The sequence below is a fragment of the Dietzia psychralcaliphila genome, assembly GCF_003096095.1.
Taxonomy (GTDB): Bacteria; Actinomycetota; Actinomycetes; order Mycobacteriales; family Mycobacteriaceae; genus Dietzia; species Dietzia psychralcaliphila.
In genome coordinates, this window is the sequence record NZ_CP015453.1 from 1,808,998 (window position 1) to 1,827,501 (window position 18,504).

At 70.2% G+C, this 18,504-nt stretch carries 19 protein-coding genes and 1 tRNA gene; 13 read left to right on the forward strand and 7 right to left on the reverse strand.

The genetic code is table 11. The features are described from left to right. Positions 1-7: 7 nt before the first annotated feature. A complete protein-coding gene (gene metH, locus A6048_RS08265) occupies positions 8-3,568 on the reverse strand; it encodes a methionine synthase (protein ID WP_107747626.1) in 3,561 nt (1,186 codons plus the stop codon). Positions 3,569-3,618: 50 nt separating this feature from the next. Here metH and A6048_RS08270 point away from each other — a divergent pair, with 50 nt between their 5' ends. Further along, the gene (locus A6048_RS08270; protein ID WP_107747625.1) at positions 3,619-4,545 is read left to right on the forward strand and encodes a PAC2 family protein; all 927 of its coding nucleotides are present in this window, start codon (positions 3,619-3,621) and stop codon (positions 4,543-4,545) included. Between the two features lie 87 nt (positions 4,546-4,632). Here the strand turns inward: A6048_RS08270 and mshC are convergent, their stop codons facing one another. The 5 genes from mshC to A6048_RS08295 all read right to left on the reverse strand — a co-directional run bounded on the left by mshC (position 4,633) and on the right by A6048_RS08295 (position 8,932). Continuing rightward, positions 4,633-5,883 (reverse strand): cysteine--1-D-myo-inosityl 2-amino-2-deoxy-alpha-D-glucopyranoside ligase, encoded by a 1,251-nt coding sequence (gene mshC / locus A6048_RS08275; RefSeq protein ID WP_107747624.1) that lies wholly within the window; start codon positions 5,881-5,883, stop codon positions 4,633-4,635. 27 nt (positions 5,884-5,910) lie between these two features. Continuing rightward, a complete protein-coding gene (locus tag A6048_RS08280) occupies positions 5,911-6,693 on the reverse strand; it encodes an SCO1664 family protein (RefSeq protein WP_107747623.1) in 783 nt (260 codons plus the stop codon). Next, positions 6,690-7,277, reverse strand: coding sequence for a DUF3090 domain-containing protein (locus A6048_RS08285; RefSeq protein WP_107747622.1), 588 nt, complete (start codon positions 7,275-7,277; stop codon positions 6,690-6,692). Before A6048_RS08285 ends, A6048_RS08280 begins: the two co-directional genes overlap by 4 nt. 61 nt (positions 7,278-7,338) lie before the next feature. Next, complete coding sequence (locus A6048_RS08290; protein WP_107747621.1) at positions 7,339-8,046, reverse strand: histidine phosphatase family protein; 708 nt, start codon at positions 8,044-8,046, stop codon at positions 7,339-7,341. Positions 8,047-8,086: 40 nt separating this feature from the next. Then, positions 8,087-8,932, reverse strand: coding sequence for an undecaprenyl-diphosphate phosphatase (locus tag A6048_RS08295; protein ID WP_235027492.1), 846 nt, complete (start codon positions 8,930-8,932; stop codon positions 8,087-8,089). Positions 8,933-9,106: 174 nt separating this feature from the next. On the opposite strand from A6048_RS08295, the gene A6048_RS08300 reads away from it, so the two are divergent. Together A6048_RS08300 and A6048_RS08305 are read left to right on the forward strand one after the other, a co-directional pair. Continuing rightward, a complete protein-coding gene (locus A6048_RS08300; RefSeq protein WP_107747619.1) occupies positions 9,107-10,138 on the forward strand; it encodes a WD40 repeat domain-containing protein in 1,032 nt (343 codons plus the stop codon). Positions 10,139-10,172: 34 nt separating this feature from the next. Beyond that, positions 10,173-11,240 carry a quinone-dependent dihydroorotate dehydrogenase gene (locus tag A6048_RS08305; RefSeq protein WP_107747618.1) on the forward strand — a complete coding sequence of 356 codons (1,068 nt, stop codon included), beginning with the start codon at positions 10,173-10,175 and terminating at the stop codon, positions 11,238-11,240. Between the two features lie 3 nt (positions 11,241-11,243). On the opposite strand, the gene A6048_RS08310 is transcribed toward A6048_RS08305, so the two are convergent. Continuing rightward, positions 11,244-11,786, reverse strand: coding sequence for a YbhB/YbcL family Raf kinase inhibitor-like protein (locus tag A6048_RS08310; protein ID WP_107747714.1), 543 nt, complete (start codon positions 11,784-11,786; stop codon positions 11,244-11,246). Positions 11,787-11,968: 182 nt separating this feature from the next. Here A6048_RS08310 and A6048_RS08315 point away from each other — a divergent pair. The 10 genes from A6048_RS08315 to A6048_RS08355 all read left to right on the forward strand — a co-directional run bounded on the left by A6048_RS08315 (position 11,969) and on the right by A6048_RS08355 (position 18,467). Then, positions 11,969-12,054: transfer RNA gene (locus A6048_RS08315), tRNA-Leu, on the forward strand. A gap of 75 nt (positions 12,055-12,129) precedes the next feature. Then, positions 12,130-12,492, forward strand: a complete 363-nt coding sequence (locus tag A6048_RS08320; protein ID WP_107747617.1) for a TfoX/Sxy family protein — start codon at positions 12,130-12,132, stop codon at positions 12,490-12,492. Continuing rightward, positions 12,489-13,235, forward strand: coding sequence for a hypothetical protein (locus A6048_RS08325; RefSeq protein WP_235027489.1), 747 nt, complete (start codon positions 12,489-12,491; stop codon positions 13,233-13,235). Before A6048_RS08320 ends, A6048_RS08325 begins: the two co-directional genes overlap by 4 nt. Positions 13,236-13,268: 33 nt before the next feature. Further along, entirely contained in the window at positions 13,269-14,717 is a 1,449-nt protein-coding gene (locus A6048_RS08330) for an SDR family NAD(P)-dependent oxidoreductase (RefSeq protein ID WP_107747616.1), read from the forward strand. Positions 14,718-14,744: 27 nt separating this feature from the next. Next, positions 14,745-15,257: a mycothiol transferase gene (locus A6048_RS08335; RefSeq protein WP_107747615.1), complete on the forward strand. Its 513-nt coding sequence runs from the start codon at positions 14,745-14,747 to the stop codon at positions 15,255-15,257. After that, entirely contained in the window at positions 15,254-16,288 is a 1,035-nt protein-coding gene (locus tag A6048_RS08340) for a nucleoside hydrolase (protein ID WP_107747614.1), read from the forward strand. The genes A6048_RS08335 and A6048_RS08340 overlap by 4 nt, the downstream gene beginning before the upstream one ends. Positions 16,289-16,375: 87 nt before the next feature. Further along, positions 16,376-16,516: a hypothetical protein gene (locus A6048_RS18250; RefSeq protein WP_159110314.1), complete on the forward strand. Its 141-nt coding sequence runs from the start codon at positions 16,376-16,378 to the stop codon at positions 16,514-16,516. A 33-nt stretch (positions 16,517-16,549) separates the two neighbouring features. Further along, positions 16,550-16,756 (forward strand): hypothetical protein, encoded by a 207-nt coding sequence (locus A6048_RS08345; protein ID WP_107747613.1) that lies wholly within the window; start codon positions 16,550-16,552, stop codon positions 16,754-16,756. A gap of 116 nt (positions 16,757-16,872) precedes the next feature. Then, on the forward strand, positions 16,873-18,195 hold the full coding sequence (locus A6048_RS08350) for an acyltransferase family protein (protein WP_107747612.1): 1,323 nt from the start codon (positions 16,873-16,875) through the stop codon (positions 18,193-18,195). Positions 18,196-18,269: 74 nt separating this feature from the next. Continuing rightward, on the forward strand, positions 18,270-18,467 hold the full coding sequence (locus A6048_RS08355) for a hypothetical protein (RefSeq protein ID WP_107747611.1): 198 nt from the start codon (positions 18,270-18,272) through the stop codon (positions 18,465-18,467). Positions 18,468-18,504: the final 37 nt, after the last annotated feature.

An 18,504-nucleotide genomic window follows, 5' to 3' on the forward strand; every position in this document is an offset into this window, starting at 1 on the left:
GCCCGGATCAGACGTTGAAGTACTTGGCCTCGGGGTGGTAGAGCACGAACGCGTCCGTCGACTGCTCGGGGTGGAGCTGCAGCTCCTCCGAGAGCTCGACCCCGATGCGCTCCGGCCGGAGAAGATCCACCACGACCTGGCGGGACTCCAGGTCCGGGCACGCGCCGTAGCCGAAGCTGTAGCGGGCCCCCCGGTACTTGAGGTCGAAGTAGTCGTGGATCGCGTCGGGGTCCTCGTCCGAGACCACGCCCTCGGGCAGTCGCAGCTCGTCCCGCACCCGCCGGTGCCAGAACTCGGCCAGTGCTTCCGTGAGCTGGACCGACAGGCCGTGGACCTCCAGGTAGTCGCGGTAGTTGTCCGCCGCGAACAACTCGTTGGCGAAGTCCGCGATCGGGGTCCCCATGGTGACGAGCTGGAAGGGCAGGACGTCGACGATCCCCTCTGCCTCGCAACGCTCCTTGGAGGCCAGGAAGTCCGGGATGCTCAGGAACCGGGACCGCTGCTGTCGTGGGAACGAGATCCGGTGCAGCACCTCGGCGTCGGGCCGCGGCTCGGCCAGGATGCAGATGTCCTCGCCGTCGGAGTAGGCCGGGAAGTAGCCGTAGACCACTGCTGAGTGGGACAGGATCCGCTCGGTGGTGAGTCGGTCGATCCACGAGCGCAGGCGCGGCCGACCCTCGGTGGCCACCAGTTCGTCGTAGTCGGGGCCGTCGCCGCTGCGCGTGCCGCGCAGCCCCCACTGTCCGAAGAACAGCGCGCGCTCGTCCAGATGGCCGGCGTAGTCGGACACCGGGATGCCCTTGGCGATCCGCGTCCCCCAGAAGGGCGGGGTGGCGATGGGCTGGTCCGCGGCCACGTCGGAGCGGTCCGGAACCACGACGGGCTCGGCCTCGGCGGCCCGCTTGGCGGCGATCCGCTCGCTCCGGGCCCGACGCTCGCGTCGCTCGGCGGCCTTGGCGGAGGCGTCCGAGGACTCGGACATCGGGACGCCCGTCCGCTTGGCCGTCATCACCTCGTCCATGAGACGCAGGCCCTCGAAGGCGTCACGGGCGTAGAACACCTCGCCCTGGTACATCCCGGCCAGGTCCACCTCGACATAGGCGCGGGTGAGGGCCGCCCCGCCGAGGAGAACGGGGAACTCGCCGGCGATGCCCTCCGAGTTCAGCTCGGCGAGGTTGTCCTTCATCACCACGGTCGACTTGACCAACAGGCCGGACATACCGATCACGTCGGCTTTGTGCTCGCGGGCCGCCGAGATGATGTCGGCGATCGGCTGCTTGATGCCGATGTTGACGACGTCGTAGCCGTTGTTGGACAGGATGATGTCCACCAGGTTCTTGCCGATGTCGTGGACGTCGCCCTTGACCGTGGCCAGCACGATGCGGCCCTTGCCGTCCTCGTCGCTGGCCTCCATGTGGGGTTCCAGATGCGCGACAGCGGTCTTCATCGTCTCCGCCGACTGCAGGACGAACGGCAGCTGCATCTGGCCCGAGCCGAACAACTCGCCGACCGTCTTCATGCCGTTCAGCAGGTGCGAGTTGATGATCTCGAGCGGCGGGATCTCCGCCATCGCCGCGTCGAGGTCCGCCTCGAGCCCCTTGCGTTCGCCGTCGACGATCCGCGCCGACAACCGCTCCATGAGCGGCATCGCCTCGAGCTCGGCGGCACGCGCGTCCTTGGCGCTGGCGGCCGACACCCCTTCGAAGAGCTCCATGAACACCTGGAGGGGGTCGTAGCCCTCCCGGCGGCGGTCATAGACCAGGTCGAGCGCGACCTCCCGCTGACGGTCGTCGATCTTGCTCATGGGCAGGATCTTGGAACTGTGCGCGATGGCGGTGTCCAGGCCCACCTGGATGCACTCGTGCAGGAACACGGAGTTGAGCACCTGACGCGCGGCCGGGTTGAGACCGAACGAGATGTTGGACAGACCCAGCGTGGTGTGGATCCGCGGGTGCGACTCGGTGAGCCGGCGGATCGCCTCGATGGTCTCGATCCCGTCCTTGCGCACTTCCTCCTGGCCGGTGGAGATCGGGAAGGTCAGACAGTCGATGATGATGTCGTCCTCCGAGACCGCCCAGTTCTCCGTGAGGTCGGTGATGATCCGCTCGGCGATCTCCACCTTGCGGTCCGCCGTGCGGGCCTGGCCCTCCTCGTCGATCGTCAGGCCGACCACGGCCGCGCCGTGCCGGGACACCAGCTCCATGATCTTCTGGAACCGCGAATCCGGGCCGTCGCCGTCCTCGTAGTTGACCGAGTTGACCGCGCATCGGCCACCCAGGTGCTCGAGTCCGGCCTCGATGACCTCCGGCTCGGTGGAGTCGAGCATGATCGGCAGAGTCGACGAGGTGGAGAGCCGACCGGCCAGCTCCCGCATGTCCCCCGAACCGTCGCGTCCCACGTAGTCCACACACAGGTCCAGCATCTGCGCGCCGTCGCGCATCTGCTCCTTGGCGATGTCCATGCAGGTGTCCCAGTCCGAGGCGAGCATGGCCTCCCGGAACCGCTTGGACCCGTTGGCGTTGGTACGCTCGCCGATCATCAGGATCCCGGCGTCGGCACGCAGCGGGGTCGAGGTGTAGAGCGAGGCGACGGCGTTGACCGGCTCGACCTTCCGCACGGCCCGCTCCCGCGACATGACCTCATCCCTGAGCCGGGTGATGTGCTCGGGGGTCGTGCCACAGCAGCCGCCGACCATCGACAGCCCGAACTCGGAGACGAAATCGGCCACCTGGGGGGCGAAGGCCTCGGCGCCGAGCGGGTACACGGCGCCGTGCTCGCCCAGCTCGGGCAGTCCGGCGTTGGGCATGACGGACACCGGGATGCCCGCGTGTTGCGTGAGGTAGCGCAGGTGCTCGATCATCTCGGCGGGTCCGGTCGCGCAGTTCAGCCCGATCATGTCCACGCCGAGTGGCTCGAGCGCTGTGAGCGCCGCGGCGATGTCCGAACCCAGGAGCATGGTCCCGGTGGTCTCGATGGTCACGTGGGAGATGATCGGCAGCCGGCGACCGGCCGCCGCCATCCCGTCCTGGCAACCCAGCACCGCGGCCTTGACCTGGAGCAGGTCCTGGCTGGTCTCCACCAGGTACGCGTCGGCACCCCCGCGGGCCAACCCCTCCGCGGCCTGCGCGTACGCGTCCCTCATCTCCTCGAACGTGGACTGGCCGAGCGAGGGCAGTTTGGTTCCCGGTCCGAGGGAACCCAACACCATCCGCGGGGTGCCGTCCTCGGACGGGCCCATCTCGTCGGCGACGCCCCGAGCGATCGCCGCGCCCTTCTCGGCTAGTTCGCCGATGCGCTCGACGATGTCGTAGTCGCCCAGGTTGGACAGGTTGCACCCGAAGGTGTTGGTCTCCACCAGGTCCGCGCCGGCCTCGAAGAACGCGCGGTGGATGTCCGCCACCACGTCCGGGCGGGTGGCGTTGAGGATCTCGTTGCAGCCCTCCAGACCGAGGAAGTCGGTGTCGACGTCGAGGTCCACTGCCTGCAGCATCGTGCCCATCGCCCCGTCACCGATCAGTACTCGCCGACGGGCGGCGTCCAACAGGGGCGAATCGAAATCGACAGACATGCTCCCCAGTGTATGGGTGCCCGGTGAGCCGACGAACGTAGGCTGTACCGATGACTGTCGAATGGACTCCCGACGGGCACCTCGACCTGGAGAGCCCGGTGATGATCGTGGCCTTCGAGGGCTGGAACGACGCCGCCGACGTGGCTACCGGAAGCATCGAGCACCTCGCCCTCAACTGGGAGGCCCGCCAGATCGCGGAGATCGGTGGCGACGACTTCTTCGACTACCTGGACCAGCGGCCGATCGTCCGCCACAAGGGCGGGGTGTCGCGATCCGTCGAATGGCCGCGGATCCTGGTGTCGGTGTGCCGCCCGGACGGGTTCGACCACGACGTCCTGTTGGTCCGCGGACCCGAGCCGGGGCTCAAGTGGCGTCGGTTCGCCTCGGAGTTCGTGGACCTGGTCGACACGTTGGGGGTGTCCCAGGTGGTGCTGCTGGGGGCCTTCCTGGCCGATGTGCCCCACACCCGGCCGGTCCCCCTGACCGGAACGGCGTTCAACCGCCAGCGGATGGTCGGGATGGGGGTCCGGGCCTCCGACTACGAGGGCCCCACGGGGATGACCGGGGTCCTCCAGCAGTTGCTCACCGAGGCGGGGGTCCCCACGTTGAGCCTGTGGGCGGGAGTCCCCCACTACGTGGCCGCGCCGCCCAATCCGCGCGGCACGGAGGCGGTCCTCTCCTGGCTCGTCGAGAACCTCGGGCTGGCCGTCCCGATGGACGCGCTGCGAATGCAGTCCCGGACGTGGGTGGCGAAGGTCGACGCCGCGGCCGGGGAGGACGAGGACCTCCGTGACTACATCCAGTCCCTGGAGGACCAGATGGACGACGAGAACGGGGTCGGTGTGGGCGTCGACCCCGAGCCCGACCGCGGTCGGGCCGGGGACGGGGAGACGATGCCGCTGGTCGACGGCGAGGCGATCGCCGCCGAGTTCGAGCGCTTCCTGCGGGGTGAGCGGGACGAGCCCGACGCCGGCTGAGCCCGCGCACGGCTGACTCCGATGACGATTGAGCTCGTGCCCGGCTGATCCTGCGCCGAGCCGAACCCGGCGAACACGGGAACGCCGTCAGGTGGCGGGGGCCACTCCGAGCAGGGCGTCGAGCGCGGTCGCGATGGACGGCCCGGCAGACGGGTCGGACTCGTCCCCTGCCAGGGTCGCCTCGGCCCAGCTGTCGACCGCGTCCAGGGCACCGGGGGTGTCGAGGTCGTCCGCGAGTCGTTCCCGCACGGCGACGATGGTCGCGGCGGAGTCGGCGCCGGAGCGACGGGAGATCGCACGGAACCACGTCTCGCAGCGGGAACGGGCCTCCGCGAGCAGATCCTCGGACCAGGACCGGTCCGTCCGGTAGTGCCCGGCGGCCAGGGCGAGTCGGATGACGGCCGGGTCCACCCCCTGCTCGCGGAGCGTCTTGACGCGGACGAGATTGCCCAACGACTTGCTCATCTTGACCCCGTCGAGTCCGATCATCGCCGCGTGCACGTAGAAGCGGGCGAACGGGGAACGACCGGTCGCGGCCTCCGCGTGGGCGGCGGAGAACTCGTGGTGCGGGAACGCGAGGTCGCTGCCCCCACCCTGGATGTCGAACTCCATGCCCAGGCGGTTCCGGGCGATCGCCGAGCACTCGATGTGCCAGCCCGGCCTGCCCGCCCCCCAGGGCGAGGGCCAGGACGGCTCCCCCGGTCGCTGCACCCGCCACAGCAGGGCGTCCAGCGGATGCTCTTTGCCGGGCCGGTCCGGGTCCCCGCCGCGCTCGGCGAACGCGGCGGCCATCTCTTCCGGGTCGTACCCGGACTCGTACCCGAAGCCCGGGGTGGCCCGGTGCCGGTAGTAGACATCGGGATAGCCGTCGACCTCGGAATCGACCCGGTAGGCGTGGCCGCGGTCGATGAGCTCGGCGACCATCTCCACGACTTCGTCGATGGTCTCCGTAGCGGCCACATAGTCGCGGGGGGGAAGCACGCGGAGCGCCTCCATGTCCGAACGGAACAGATCCGTCTCGCGATCCCCGAGTTCCCGCCAGTCCACGCCGTCGCGCTCCGCCCGCTCGAAGAGCGGGTCGTCGACGTCCGTGGTGTTCTGGACGTAGTGGACCTCGTGCCCGGCGTCGAGCAGGAGCCGGTACACCAGATCGAATGTCAGGTAGGTCGCCGCGTGACCGAGGTGCGTGGTGTCGTAGGGGGTGATGCCGCAGACGTACATCCCGGCGACGGGGCCGGCGGACACCTCCCGGATCTCGCGGCTCGCCGTGTCGAACAACGTGAGAGGGGTTCCGTCGCCGGGGACGGCGGGGACGGCAGGCGGGGACCACGAGTGCATGCGGCCGAGTCTAGATACCGTGCGTGCTCAGAAGAGCGGCCAGGGTAGCGGGTAGCCCGGTCCCGGGACGGGGAACACCTCGCCGTCGAGCAGAGTGGTGACCCGTGCGGCGAGAGCGCTCACCTCGGCCGGTGAGAGCAGGTCACGGAGTTTTTCCCCGAGGACGGCGTCCCCGGACAACCCTCCGCGAACCCGCTCCAGTCCCTCGACATCCTCCAGGGGCAGCGGTTGGCCGGCCCACCCCCACAGGACGGTGCGCAGCTTCGACTCGGTGTGGAAGGACAGGCCGTGATCGATCGCCCAGATCACGCTGGAGGTGTCGACCAGGACGTGCCCGCCCTTGCGGTCGGCGTTGTTGACGACGTGGTCGAACAACGCGATCCGTCGGAGGCGCTCGTCCAGGGCGTGGGCCACCACCACGTCCTCCCCACGGGACCCCTCACCCCGGAGCACGGCCACGCGGCCGGGAGGGAGGGCGTCCACCGGGTGGATGTCCACCGGGTCGTGGCCGGGCGCCTCGCCCCGGTCGAACTCGTCGATCCATCGTTGCGCCATCCCCGGGCCACCGGGGCCGTGCGCCCCCACCGTCTCCGGCACCAGGTCCCAACCCAGCGCGACGGACACCTCGTACGCGGCGATCTCCCGGGCCGCCAGGCTGCCGTCGGGGAAGTCCATGAGCGGGCGCTCCCCCGCCGAGGGCTTGTACACCCAGTGCCCGCCCTCGGCGTCGACACAGCGGTACACCGCGTTGCTGCCCGAAGGGATCCGGTGCAGAACGGTGAGTTCGGGGCCCGGAGGGCGGGTCGTCACGGGTCGACGAGATCGGCGAGCGCGTCACCGGAGCGCGGGAGGTACCCGTTGAGGCGGACGCAGAGGTGCCCCGTGGTGTCGATGGGTTCACCGCACAGCGGGCACGGCGCGCGTCCGGCGGAGACGACCTTCTCGCTGCGTAGGACGAACTGCCGTGCACGTTGCGGGGTGAGGAACACGCGCAGCGCGTCGGGCGCGTCCTCTGCATCCGAGAGCACGACCGACTCGTCGGTGGCGGTCGGATCCGCCGCCAACAACTCCACGACGATCTGGCTCTTCTCACCGTCCCACCCCAGGCCCATGGTGCCCACCTGGAATTCCGCGTCGACGGGCATCTCCAGCGGCGCCAGGTCGTCCACGACGCCGGCGGCCGGGGGCACGGGGACGTCGGACTTGGAGGCGATCTCGTCGAGCAGGTCGCCCATCCGCTCGGAGAGGATCTGGGCCTGTTGCTTCTCGCAGCGGACCGAGACGGTGCGGCCGCCGCCGGTGGCCTGGACGAAGAACACCCGTTCGCCGGGCTGACCGACCGTGCCCACCACGAACCGGGCCGGGTCGCGGAACTCGTGGACTTCCCTGCTCATGCCGGTCGTCTCCCTCGTGTGCTGCCGTGTGGTGCCGGGTGGTCCTGGGTGGTGGTGCGGTTCATAAGGGTACGTTCCCGCCGGGCATCGCGTCCGAGCTGGCGTCGCCGGCGGTGGCGTTGCCCACGTGACCGGCGGGTTCCCCCCGGAGGCTCCCCAGGTCCCCACCGGTGTCGTTGACCCGCAGAACGAACGGCCGGTGGGGGGTGTAGCGGACCACCGACACCGAACCCGGCTCCACCACGATGCGCTGGAAATGGTCGAGGTGCATCCCGTATGCGTCGGCGATCACCGACTTGATCACGTCCCCGTGGCTGCACGCCACCCACAACACGTCGCGGCCCGCGTCCTCGGCCAACCTCCGGTCGTGCACCCGGACAGCCGACACGGCGCGGGTCGCCATCTCCGCGAGGGACTCGCCCTCGGGGAAGACGGCGGAGGAGGGGTGCTGCTGCACCACCGACCACATGTGTTCCGACGCGAGCTCGGTCAGAGTCCGTCCGGTCCAGGTCCCGTAGTCGACCTCGACCAGCCCCTCGTCGACCACCGGCTCCACCCCGAATGCCGCGGCCAACGGCTCGACGGTCTGCCGGCAGCGCATCAGCGGAGACCGGACGACCGCCTCGACAGGGAGGCCGGCGAGTCGCCGGCAGAGGTCCTGCGCCTGAGCCCGGCCCGTCTCGTCGAGTGAGACGCCGGAGGTGCGGCCGGCCAGTGTGAGCGCGGTGTTGGCGGTCGAACGGCCGTGGCGGAGGAGGATGACGGTCATAGCGGCAGGCTACCGACGCGGCGCCACTTCGGTGGTGTGGTCAGGTCGCGGGGATCGTGCCCGTGGCGAGCAGGGCGATCACGACCAGTCCCAGGACGATCCGGTATCCGGCGAACCAGGCCAGCGAGTGGTTCTGGACGAAGCGCAGGAGCCACGCGATGGCGGCGTAGCCCAGCACGAACGCGACCACCGAACCCACGATCAGCTGAACCCCGGTGGCGGACTGTCCCACGGACGGCTCGAACGCGTCGGGGAGGCTGAACAACCCGGAGGCCAGGACCGCCGGGATGGCCAGCAGGAAGGAGAACCGTGCGGCGGCCTCGCGGGACATGTTGAGGAATAGGCCGGCGGAGATGGTGCCGCCCGAGCGGCTGACGCCGGGGATCAGGGCCAGGCACTGGGCCAGCCCCATGACCACCGCGTCCTTCATGGTCAGGCCCTTGAGCGACTGGTTGTCCACCGGGCGGTCCTGCCTACCGAACTTCTCGGCCAGGAGGAACACGAAGGAGAACGCGATGAGGACGATCGCCGTGATCCACAGGTTGCGGGCGGCGTCACGGATGAGGTCCTTGCCGAAGAAGCCGATGATGGCGATGGGGATGGACCCGACGATCACGTACCAGCCGAGCCGGTAGTCCGGGTCATCGCGGTGCCGGGCGTTGAACACGCCCCGGAACCATGCGACGAGGATCCGCACGATGTCCTTGAAGAAGAACACCAGCACGGCGGCTTCCGTGCCGAGCTGGATGACCGCGGTGAACGAGGCGCCCGCGTCCGCCCCGAACAGCCAGGTGGAGAAGATGCGCAGGTGCCCGGAGGACGAGACGGGCAGGAACTCCGTGAGCCCCTGGAGGACGGAGAGCACGATCACCTGGAGCCAGGACATGCCGTCCGCAGCGGGGGCGGCCAGGACCGTCGGGTTCACGGGCGCTGCTTTCTCTCGGGAAACGTGGCACGAGCACGGGTATCTCACCGCACCGCCGTGAGGGTAGTCGTCCGGACCTGGACGGCGACTGAGGACCCGCGTGGTGGACAATGTGGGGCAGTCGAAAGGAACACCGTGCCCCTTCGTGTCCACCGCCGCTCCGCTGTACCCGCCGCTCTGCTGGCCCTCGCCGTCGCACTGACCGGTTGCGCGTCGACCAACAGCCAACTGGAGGACTACACCCAGATCGAGCAGGGTAACGCCCGGCCCGCCGAGTCGCCGCAGGTCTCCGACCCCGAGGGTGGTGAGGTCGTCCCGGCCCCGGGGTCCGTGTCCTCCCTGGTGGCGTTGGGCGACCGGGTGGTGGCGCAGGTCGACGGCCCACCCGGGTTGGAGATCGCTCGGGTGGAGGGCACCCGCTGGATCCCGGAGAGCTCCGTCGAACTCCCCGTCGACGCCGGTACCGCGACCGCGGGGCATGACGGGACGGTTCTGGTCCCCTACGGCGACGGCGTCGTCGTGGTCACGCCGGCCGGCGACTCGCGGGAGATCTCGGGGCTCGGACCGGTCACCGCGGCCGCTGTGACCGCTGACGGTCGCCTGCTCACGGGGACCTCCGACGGCGAGGTGGTCATCCGCGAGGCGGACGGGACGGAGCAGCGTCGCATCGGGGGTCTGACGTCCGTTGACCGGATCGCTGTGGCCCGGGATGGTTCGGTCACCGCGTTCAGCCGGCCGGACACGGTCATCGCGAGCATCGATCTGGACGAGGACGGCGCCGGACCGCTCCTACGCGCAGGGAAGGGTGCCGGGAAGATGGACGAGTACGGCGAGCGCTCAGTCGTGGCCAGCGACACCGTCGGTGACACTCTCCTCGTCTACTCGACCTCGCCGATCCGGCTCCATCAGCAGTTCCCCGTGGCCGCGGCCCCGTGGGCGGTCGCCGGGGACCCCACCCGGGACGTCGTCTGGGTCACCTCCACCGGAACCAACACCGTTCAGGCGTACGATCTCGGCGACGGTGCAGGCGTTCGGCGTGTCGAGATCGCGACGGTGCGTCAGCCGGACTCGCTGGCGGTCACAGACTCCGGCACGGTGGTCGTCGGTTCCTCCGACGGTGCCGGGCTCCACCTGATGCGCCCCGCTCTCCCGGTGCCGTCGAGCTGATCTCAGGACCACCCACGTCCCATCGAGGAGGACCGTGTACTCGCTGATGAAGAGCGTGCTGTTCCGCTTTCCCGCGGAGCGGATCCACCACCTTGTCTTCGGCTTACTCAAGCTGTTGACCCTGGTGCCGCCGCTGGGTTCACTGGTGCGCCGGATTCTCGGTGTCAGGGATCCGCTCCTGGCCCAGGAGGTGTTGGGCCGGCGCTTCCCCGGACCGCTGGGGCTCGCCGCCGGGTTCGACAAGAACGCCGCGGCCGTCGACTCGTGGGGGGCGATCGGCTTCGGATTCAGCGAGGTCGGCACGGTCACCGCGTCGCCCCAGCCCGGAAACCCGTCGCCCCGCCTGTTCCGGCTGGTGGAGGACAGGGCGATCCTGAACCGGATGGGCTTCAACAACCACGGGGCGGGCAACGCCGCCAACAACCTCCGACGGCGCCGGAGCGGCGATCCGGTGGGGATAAACATCGGCAAGACCAAGGTGGTGCCCGCAGAGGACGCGGTGCGTGACTACGTGGCCTCGGCCAGCATGCTCACGGGCCTCGCCGACTACATGGTCGTCAACGTGAGCTCCCCCAACACCCCCGGGCTCCGGGACCTGCAGGCGGTCGAATCGCTGCGTCCGATCCTGACGGCGGTCCGCGACGTGGCCACCATCCCCGTGTTGGTCAAGATCGCCCCCGATCTGGACGACGCGGACATCGACGCGGTCACCGATCTCGTTCTGGAGCTCGGCCTCGCCGGGATCGTCGCCACCAACACCACCATCTCGCGTGACGGGCTCACGACCCCGGCGGGCACGGTCGAGGCGATGGGTGCGGGAGGGATCTCCGGTGCGCCCGTCGCGGCCCGGTCGCGTCAGGTCCTCGCCCGGATCCACGAGCGGGCCGGTGATCGGATGGTGATCATCTCGGTCGGCGGCGTCGAGACCCCGGAGGACGTGTGGGACCGCATCACCCACGGTGCCCACCTGGTCCAGACCTACACCGGCTTCGTCTTCACCGGCCCCGAGCTCATCCGTGGGACCAACAAGCTCGTGGCCCGGCGGCTCCGCCAGGGCGGGTTCACCTCCCTGGCGGACGCCGTCGGATCGGCGGTCAACTGACCGCTACTGCTCGAAGGTCGCAGTGGTGGTTCCGCGGGCCAGGCCCTGCCCGAAGAGGTTGAACCCGACGAAGGCACAGGAGGCGTCCTCCCCGAGCTCGATCTGGTCCCCGACAGCGTGGACGGCGAGGATGTAGCGGTGCGGGCCGTGGCCCTCCGGCGGGGCCGCCCCCACGAACCCCTTGAACCCGGCGTCGTTGCGTACCACCACGGCCCCCTCCGGGAGCCCCGAGGTGTCGTCACCGGTGCACGCCCCCTCCGGGAGTGAGGTGACACCGGCCGGGATGTTGGCCACCGACCAGTGCCAGAACCCCGATGCCGTCGGTGCGTCGGGATCGAAGACGGTCACCACGTAGGTCCTGGTCCCCTCCGGTCCGGCGCTCCAGCTCACCTGGGGCGACCTGTCCAACCCGCCTTCCACCCCCATGACCCCGCCCAGCTGAGCGGACGACAGGGCGGCGCCCTCGGTGAACGACTCGCTGGTCACCTCGAGAGCCGGGAGATCCGGAAGGGCGTCGTAGGGGTTCGGCACGCGGAAGTCGGTCATCTTCTCCTCCTGGGTCGGACGGCTGGAGGTCCCCCAGCCGGTCACGTCCTTGTCTACCAGCGATGACCGTCGGGTGTGGGGCGAGAGCGGGGGCCGATTTGTCCCACGGTTCGGGCATCGGCTAGTGTCATTCCTCGCACGACCAAGCCGGGAACGAGCCGGTGCAGGTCATCAGTGTGCGAGCGCGAGTGGCGGAATGGCAGACGCGCTAGCTTGAGGTGCTAGTGTCCTATTAACGGACGTGGGGGTTCAAGTCCCCCCTCGCGCACACTGTGTCGAGACAGTAGAAGTGGCCCCGGATCCGTGAGGATCCGGGGCCACTTGTTTTTGGGGAGGTCTCCCGATGGCCCGCACACCGCCGCCCCCCGCCCAACAACGACTCATCGACCGACTGCGCGCTCTTCTCGCGGACGAACCGGTGACCCGCGAGGTATCGATGTTCGGCGGCCGCTGCGTCATGGTCTCCGAGAAGATACTGGTGAGCGCGGGCCGGGACGGCCGGCTACTCGTCAGAGTGGACAGCGACCGGCACGACGAGCTCGTCGGAAAGCCCGGTGCCGCGCAGGCGGAGATGGGTGCCGGGCGTGACATGGGGCCCGGCTGGATCTCGGTGACCGCCTCCGCGATCGGGACCGACGAAGAACTGTGGGAGTGGCTCCGGCCCGCCCTCGACTACAACCGTTCGGTGACCGGGGGCGAAGGGTGAGGACGATCGCGGGGCGGGCCGCAGACACGCTGGGACGGCTGATCGCCGTGACCGCTCGCGCCCTGGACCGGGGACTCGACGGACTGGGCGTGGTTCCCCCGGCCCTCGACCTGCCACCCGACGTCCGTGACGACCTCCGCGTGTTCTTCGGCCCCACCATCGACCCAGCTGCGGTGATGATCCGTCGGGGACACGTGCCCGGAGTGCCTCACCCGCGGGCGTTCGCGTTGCCGGGTCTGATCTACCTGGGCGCCGACCCGGGCGTCGTGGGCACCGCAGCTGAGGGAATCGATCGACCCCGGGCGACCTCGACGTTGGTGCACGAACTGGTCCACGTCTGGCAGGGCCGGGTCATCGGGCCCCGATACGTGGTCGTCGCGCTGGCCGAGCAGGCGCGCATGGGGCGCCGCGCGTACGACTGGCGTGCCGTGCTCGACAACGCTGTGTTCGACAACGCCGTGCTCGACAACGCCGTGCTCGACGGTGCGGCCCTCGACCGTTCATCCGAAGCACGTGCATCCCAGGACCGCGCATCCCACGACCGTGCTCACATCGAACGGACCAAGCGGGCCTTCCCGGTGGAGGCCCACGCACAGCTGGTGTCCGATGCCTACGCCCTCCGGTTCGGGTTCACCCCTGTCACGGCGTCCGCGACGCCGAGCCGGGAGCTGCAGGCCATGGAGGAGGCGCTCACCGGGCTCCGGGCAGGTCGCGCACCCACCCTGCGGGGGCGAGCGGTTTAGGGACCGACGGCCTCGTCGTCGTACCGTGTCCTGGTGACAGGCATCGATCCGGACGACCTCGAGACCCTCCAGCGCGTCCTCGACCAGGCGGCGGCGCTCGGGGAGGACCACCCCGATTCGATCAGGGTGCAGCGGTCGGTGGGCCACATGTTCAAGCTCCTCAAGAAATCCCGCCGGAACGAGGTCCGCCGCTCTCGGCAGGAGGCGGACAAGGCGGTCATCGAGGCCACCGCGACCGGTTCCCCCTCCCGGATCGACGACGAGACGGCCGGGATCCGGCTGGTGTCCAACACCCCGGGGGCCGTGGCCGGCCACCTGCAGCGCGCGGTGGCGTGTTACGTGTGCAAGCAGCTGTACACGCAGGTCGACGCCTTCTACCACCAGCTGTGCCCGGACTGCGCAGCCGTCAACCGTGCCAAGCGGGACCCGGACATGGACCTGACCGGTCGGCGGGCCCTCCTCACCGGGGGCCGCGCCAAGATCGGCATGTACATCGCCCTCATGTTGCTGCGGGCGGGGGCCGACGTGACCATCACGACCCGGTTCCCCCGGGACGCGGTCCGACGGTTCGCCTCTATGGACGACTACACCGACTGGGCCGACCGGGTGCACGTCATCGGCGTGGACCTGCGCGACCCCGCCCAGGTGGTGGCACTCGCCGACGAGGTCGCCGCCGCCGGACCGCTGGATATCCTCATCAACAACGCCGCCCAGACGGTCCGTCGCTCCCCCGGTTCGTACTCCGGTCTGGTCGACGGGGAATCCGCACCGCTCACGGGACGGGCCGCCGACATCCCGATGATCACCATGGGCCGCACCTCCGAGCTGCATCCGGCCGCGTTGATGGGTGGCGAGTCCGCGCTCATCGGATCGGAGGAGGCCGAGCGCGAGGCCGGGCACATCGCCTCGCTCGCGCTGCAGGCCGGGTCGGCGTCCCTGGACCGGGTGGCCGCCGGCACCGCCATCGACGCCGGCGGGCTCCTGCCGGACGTGGTGGACCACAACAGCTGGGTGGCCACCGTCGAGCAGGTGGAGCCCATGGAGATGCTCGAGGTGCAGCTGTGCAACTCGGTCGCCCCGTTCATCCTGGTCTCCCGCCTGCGCCCGGCCCTCGCGGCATCCGCAGCCCGGCGCAAGTACGTCGTCAACGTCTCCGCCATGGAGGGACAGTTCTCCCGTCGCTACAAGGGCGCGGGGCATCCGCACACCAACATGGCCAAGGCGGGTCTGAACATGCTCACCCGGACCTCCGCCGAGGAGATGCTCACCGAGCACGGCATCCTCATGACCGCGGTCGACACGGGCTGGATCACCGACGAGCGCCCGCACACGACCAAGGTCCGGCTCCACGAGGAGGGCTTCCACGCCCCGCTCGACCTGGTGGACGGGGCCGCCCGCGTGGTGGACCCGATCGTCCGCGGGGAGGCCGGCGAGGACCTCTACGGCTGCTTCCTCAAAGACTTCCGGCCCAGCCCGTGGTGAGTGGGACCGGACCCTAGGATCGTCGGTATGTCCTCACCCACCTCGGCGGCCGTGCACCTCATCCTCACCACCGAGCTCGTCCCCGCGCTGCGCGCGGTGGTGGACGAGCTCGGCGGGGACGCCCCCGACTCGCTGGTCCACGCGCGACCGACGACGGTGGCCGCGGTGCACCCGACCAACTCCGCGGCCGCGATCGTCCACCACCTCTGCGGGGTACTCACCTCGTGGGGGGCAGCGTGCCTGGGGGGCGAACAGATCACCCGGGACCGTGAGTCCGAGTTCGACTACGACGGCCCGGTCCTTCCCGAGCTCGACAGGCTCGCCGCACTGGCCGACAGGCTCCCGGCCTGGTCCGCGGCCGCGTGTGAACGGGGTACTCTCGCCGACCCCACAGGGACGGCGTTCCCGGTGGAACGGGCTCGTGCCGCGGGCACCCTCACGATGGAGTGGGTGCTGGCGCACATCCTCCACGACGTCGCCACACACCTCGGACACCTGGAGGTCACCCGCGACGTCCTGATGACCGACCGGACGCGGTGACCGACTCCTCTCCCGGGGTGGCCTCCGGCCCGACTCCGCGGACCCCGGTCCTGCTCGACTGCGACCCGGGGATCGACGACGCCCTGGCGATCGCCTATCTCGTGTCCGAGCACCGGGCCGGGTCGATCGACCTGGCGGGGCTCGTGTGCACGGCCGGAAACGTCGGCCTCGACGACACCGTCGCCAATGCCCTGGCGTGGCTCGACCTGGCGGGCGCTCCCCCGGTCACGGTCGCCGCCGGCGCGGGTGGCGCGATCGCGATTCCGCACGTCTTCACCCCCGAGACGCACGGTCACCGCGGCGCGGGACACGCGGAGCTACCGACGACGACGAGGGCGCTCGACCCCAGGGACGGGGCCGAGCTCTGGGTGGACACCGCCCGGGCTCATCCCGGTGAACTGGTGGGGATCGTGACCGGCCCCTCGTCCACGCTGGCCCGCGCGCTGGAGCTCGAGCCCGCGCTCCCGCGGTTACTGCGGCGGCTCGTCGTGATGGGGGGGACCTTCCGCGGCCACCCCGGGAACACCACGCCCGTGAGCGAGTGGAACGTGGACGTGGACCCCGAGGCCGCCGACCGTGTGTGCCTGGCCTGGGATGCGGCGCGTGCCACCGACCCGACCGTGGCTCCGGCCCGATGGTGCGGGCTCAACCTGACAGAGAGGGCGGTGTGGACCCCCGAGCGCTCCCGGCGCCTGGTGGAGGTGGCACAGGGATCGACGCTCTCTCGGCACCTGGCGGATGCCCTGCGCTTCTACTTCGAGTTCCACGACTCGGTCGGCGAGGGCTACCTGGCTCAGGTGCATGATCCCCTGGTGGCATGGCTGGCGCTCCACCCCGAGGCTGCCCTGACCGAACCCGTCCATCTGCGCATCGAGTGCGCGGGAGAGCACACCCGGGGGATGACGGTCGAGGACCGCCGTGGCCACCGTGGGCGGCCGGCGAACGCCGAGATCGTCATCGATCTCTCCGTTCCCGGTGGTGCGGTCGCGGTGTTGGAGGAGGTCACCGTCTCGATCGCGGACCTGCGCTGAGATGACCTCCACCAGCCCGCTCCCCCACCACTCCCGAGACGCCGAGTCCGTCGCCGGCCGCCGCGTGGTGTCACCGAGGCCCACCGCGTGCCGGCCGCCGGCAGCCGGTACCTCGCCCACGACCTCTGCCCGGTGCCCGACGAGATCCACAACGACATCCAGACCGCCATCCGTAAGGACCTCACCCGGTCCATCCGCGTCAACGCCCGACCCCTGACCGTGGCCTAGTGGCGCGCACTCGTCGAGTCCGCGGGTGTCGAGGTGGAGAAGACCGAGCTCCGGCCGATGGCGCAGCTCAAGCCCCGCCGCATGATCGCCGACGAGGGTGTGCCCGGCGTGATCCGCATCGTGCGTCACCTCCTCCGGGCACCGACGCCCGCCGGCGCGTCCTCGCGTCGTCGTGCCACGTTCCGAGGGCACGACGACGCGCTGACCGCCGTGGGCTTCGTACTGCGCACGCGCGGCTGACCACCCCGGGGTCGCCGGTTGGAACCGGTGCTAATCTCGTCCGGATGTCCTGGCGGCGGCACCACCGTCGCCGGACAACGGACCATCGTCTCACTTCAGTAACCCCGGGAGAGTCCATGAGGCCTGTCGCCGCCGTCGCCCTCGCTGGTGGGGCTGTCGCGGCCGGGTTCGCCGCGCGACGCCTCGCGCAGCCCGCCCAGCCGACGGCAGCAGCTCCGACCCCGGTCGACGCTTCCGACACCGCCGCAGCTCCCGACACCGCCGAAGCTCCCGACACGGCCGCAGCCGAGGCCACCGGGGTGCAGCAGCCGCGGCTCGCCGGTGCTCGCGGTCATCTCCCGGCGCTCGAGGGTCTTCGCGGCCTCGCGGCGATCGGCATCATCACCACCCACGTCGCGTTCGTGACCCGGATGTCCTACGGGACGCCGGTGCGCCGCCTCTACGGTCGTCTGGACATGCTGGTCGCGGTGTTCTTCGCCAAGACCGGCTTCCTCCTGTGGCGGGCACACTCCGACCACGCCCGCCGCGACCGGTCGGGAACGGCTCGCGCGGTGATCCCCTACCTGCGGGCCCGGCTCGTGCGAATCATGCCCGCGTACTCAGTGCTCGTCGCCGTCGCGATGGTGCTCCTACCCCAGAACCGGATCAACGGCCCCGGGGTCTGGCTGCGCAACCTCACCCTGACGCAGATCTACCAGCGGAAGTTCCTCGTCTCCGGGCTCACGCACGCCTGGTCACTCGCGGTCGAGATGGCCTACTACCTGGCGCTCCCGGCGCTGTGGACCGGGTTGAAGAACCTGCGGGGCGACAGGGCCCGATGGCGGCTGCCCGCCGTGGGCGCCTTCGGGCTCTCCGGCCTGCTGTTCCCGCTGATCCCCTGGCAGCGCCTCCGGATCCTGCCCAGGGGCGTCAACGTCCAGATCCTGCCGCCGGCGTTCTCCGCCTGGTTCGCCTCCGGGATGCTGCTGGCCGAGCTGGCCACCGCCCGCCCGGGACTGCTCGCCCGACTGAGCCGGGCTTCCTCCGCGAGGTGGGGTTGGTGGGCGACTGGCGCAGGGGCGCTGCTCGCCACCACGTCGACCCGCTGGTTCTCCGAGGGCTTCCGTCATCCGAGCGGCCGCGAGTACGCCGCGCGCAACGGGCTCACCGCGGCGATGGCGTTCTTCTTCCTCGGGCCGGTCGTCCTGGCCCCGGCGGGCACGCGCTTTCGAGTCCTGGAGTCGCCACCCCTGCAGGCGATCGGCCGCTGGTCGTACGGGATCTTCCTCTGGCACCTGATCGTGCTGCACTACGCGTTCCCGCTCACCCGCACCGCGCTGTGGACCCGGCGAATGGGCGTGATCTGGCCCGTGACCGTGGCCGGGTCGATCGCCGTGGGCGCGGCCAGTTACCGGTTCATCGAGGAACCGGCGCGAAAGCTCCTCTCTCCGCACGCCTGAATTCGGCGCCGAGGTCTCGTAGGGTGAGCGCACGACCGCGGACAGGCGCGCGGTCACGACGAAGGAGAACAGCCATGGGTTACATCGGCGGCGGAGTGGTCCTTGTGGTGATCGGCGCGATACTCATGTACGCGGTCGAGGTCAACATTCCGGGTATCGACTCGAACACCCTCGCGCTGATCCTCATGGTGGCCGGTGTGGTGCTCTTCGTGATCGGTCTCCTGTTCGCGATGCGCTCCCGAAGCCGCCGGGTGCCGGACGATCGGTATTGAGCCCGGGCGTCGGCGGGCTGGGCGTCGACCTCCACCG

Bases quoted from the DNA above. Each gene is read 5' to 3' on its own strand.
- A6048_RS08335 (WP_107747615.1), top strand. From the start codon at position 14,745: ATGTCCTCACCCACCTCGGCGGCCGTGCACCTCATCCTCACCACCGAG.
- A6048_RS08350 (WP_107747612.1), top strand. From the start codon at position 16,873: ATGAGGCCTGTCGCCGCCGTCGCCCTCGCTGGTGGGGCTGTCGCGGCC.
- A6048_RS08290 (WP_107747621.1), bottom strand. From the start codon at position 8,046: ATGACCGTCATCCTCCTCCGCCACGGCCGTTCGACCGCCAACACCGCG.
- A6048_RS08295 (WP_235027492.1), bottom strand. From the start codon at position 8,932: ATGTCCTGGCTCCAGGTGATCGTGCTCTCCGTCCTCCAGGGGCTCACG.
- A6048_RS08270 (WP_107747625.1), top strand. From the start codon at position 3,619: ATGACTGTCGAATGGACTCCCGACGGGCACCTCGACCTGGAGAGCCCG.
- A6048_RS08320 (WP_107747617.1), top strand. From the start codon at position 12,130: ATGGCCCGCACACCGCCGCCCCCCGCCCAACAACGACTCATCGACCGA.
- metH (WP_107747626.1), bottom strand. From the start codon at position 3,568: ATGTCTGTCGATTTCGATTCGCCCCTGTTGGACGCCGCCCGTCGGCGA.
- A6048_RS08355 (WP_107747611.1), top strand. From the start codon at position 18,270: ATGGGTTACATCGGCGGCGGAGTGGTCCTTGTGGTGATCGGCGCGATA.
- A6048_RS08310 (WP_107747714.1), bottom strand. From the start codon at position 11,786: ATGACCGACTTCCGCGTGCCGAACCCCTACGACGCCCTTCCGGATCTC.
- A6048_RS08285 (WP_107747622.1), bottom strand. From the start codon at position 7,277: ATGAGCAGGGAAGTCCACGAGTTCCGCGACCCGGCCCGGTTCGTGGTG.
- mshC (WP_107747624.1), bottom strand. From the start codon at position 5,883: ATGCACTCGTGGTCCCCGCCTGCCGTCCCCGCCGTCCCCGGCGACGGA.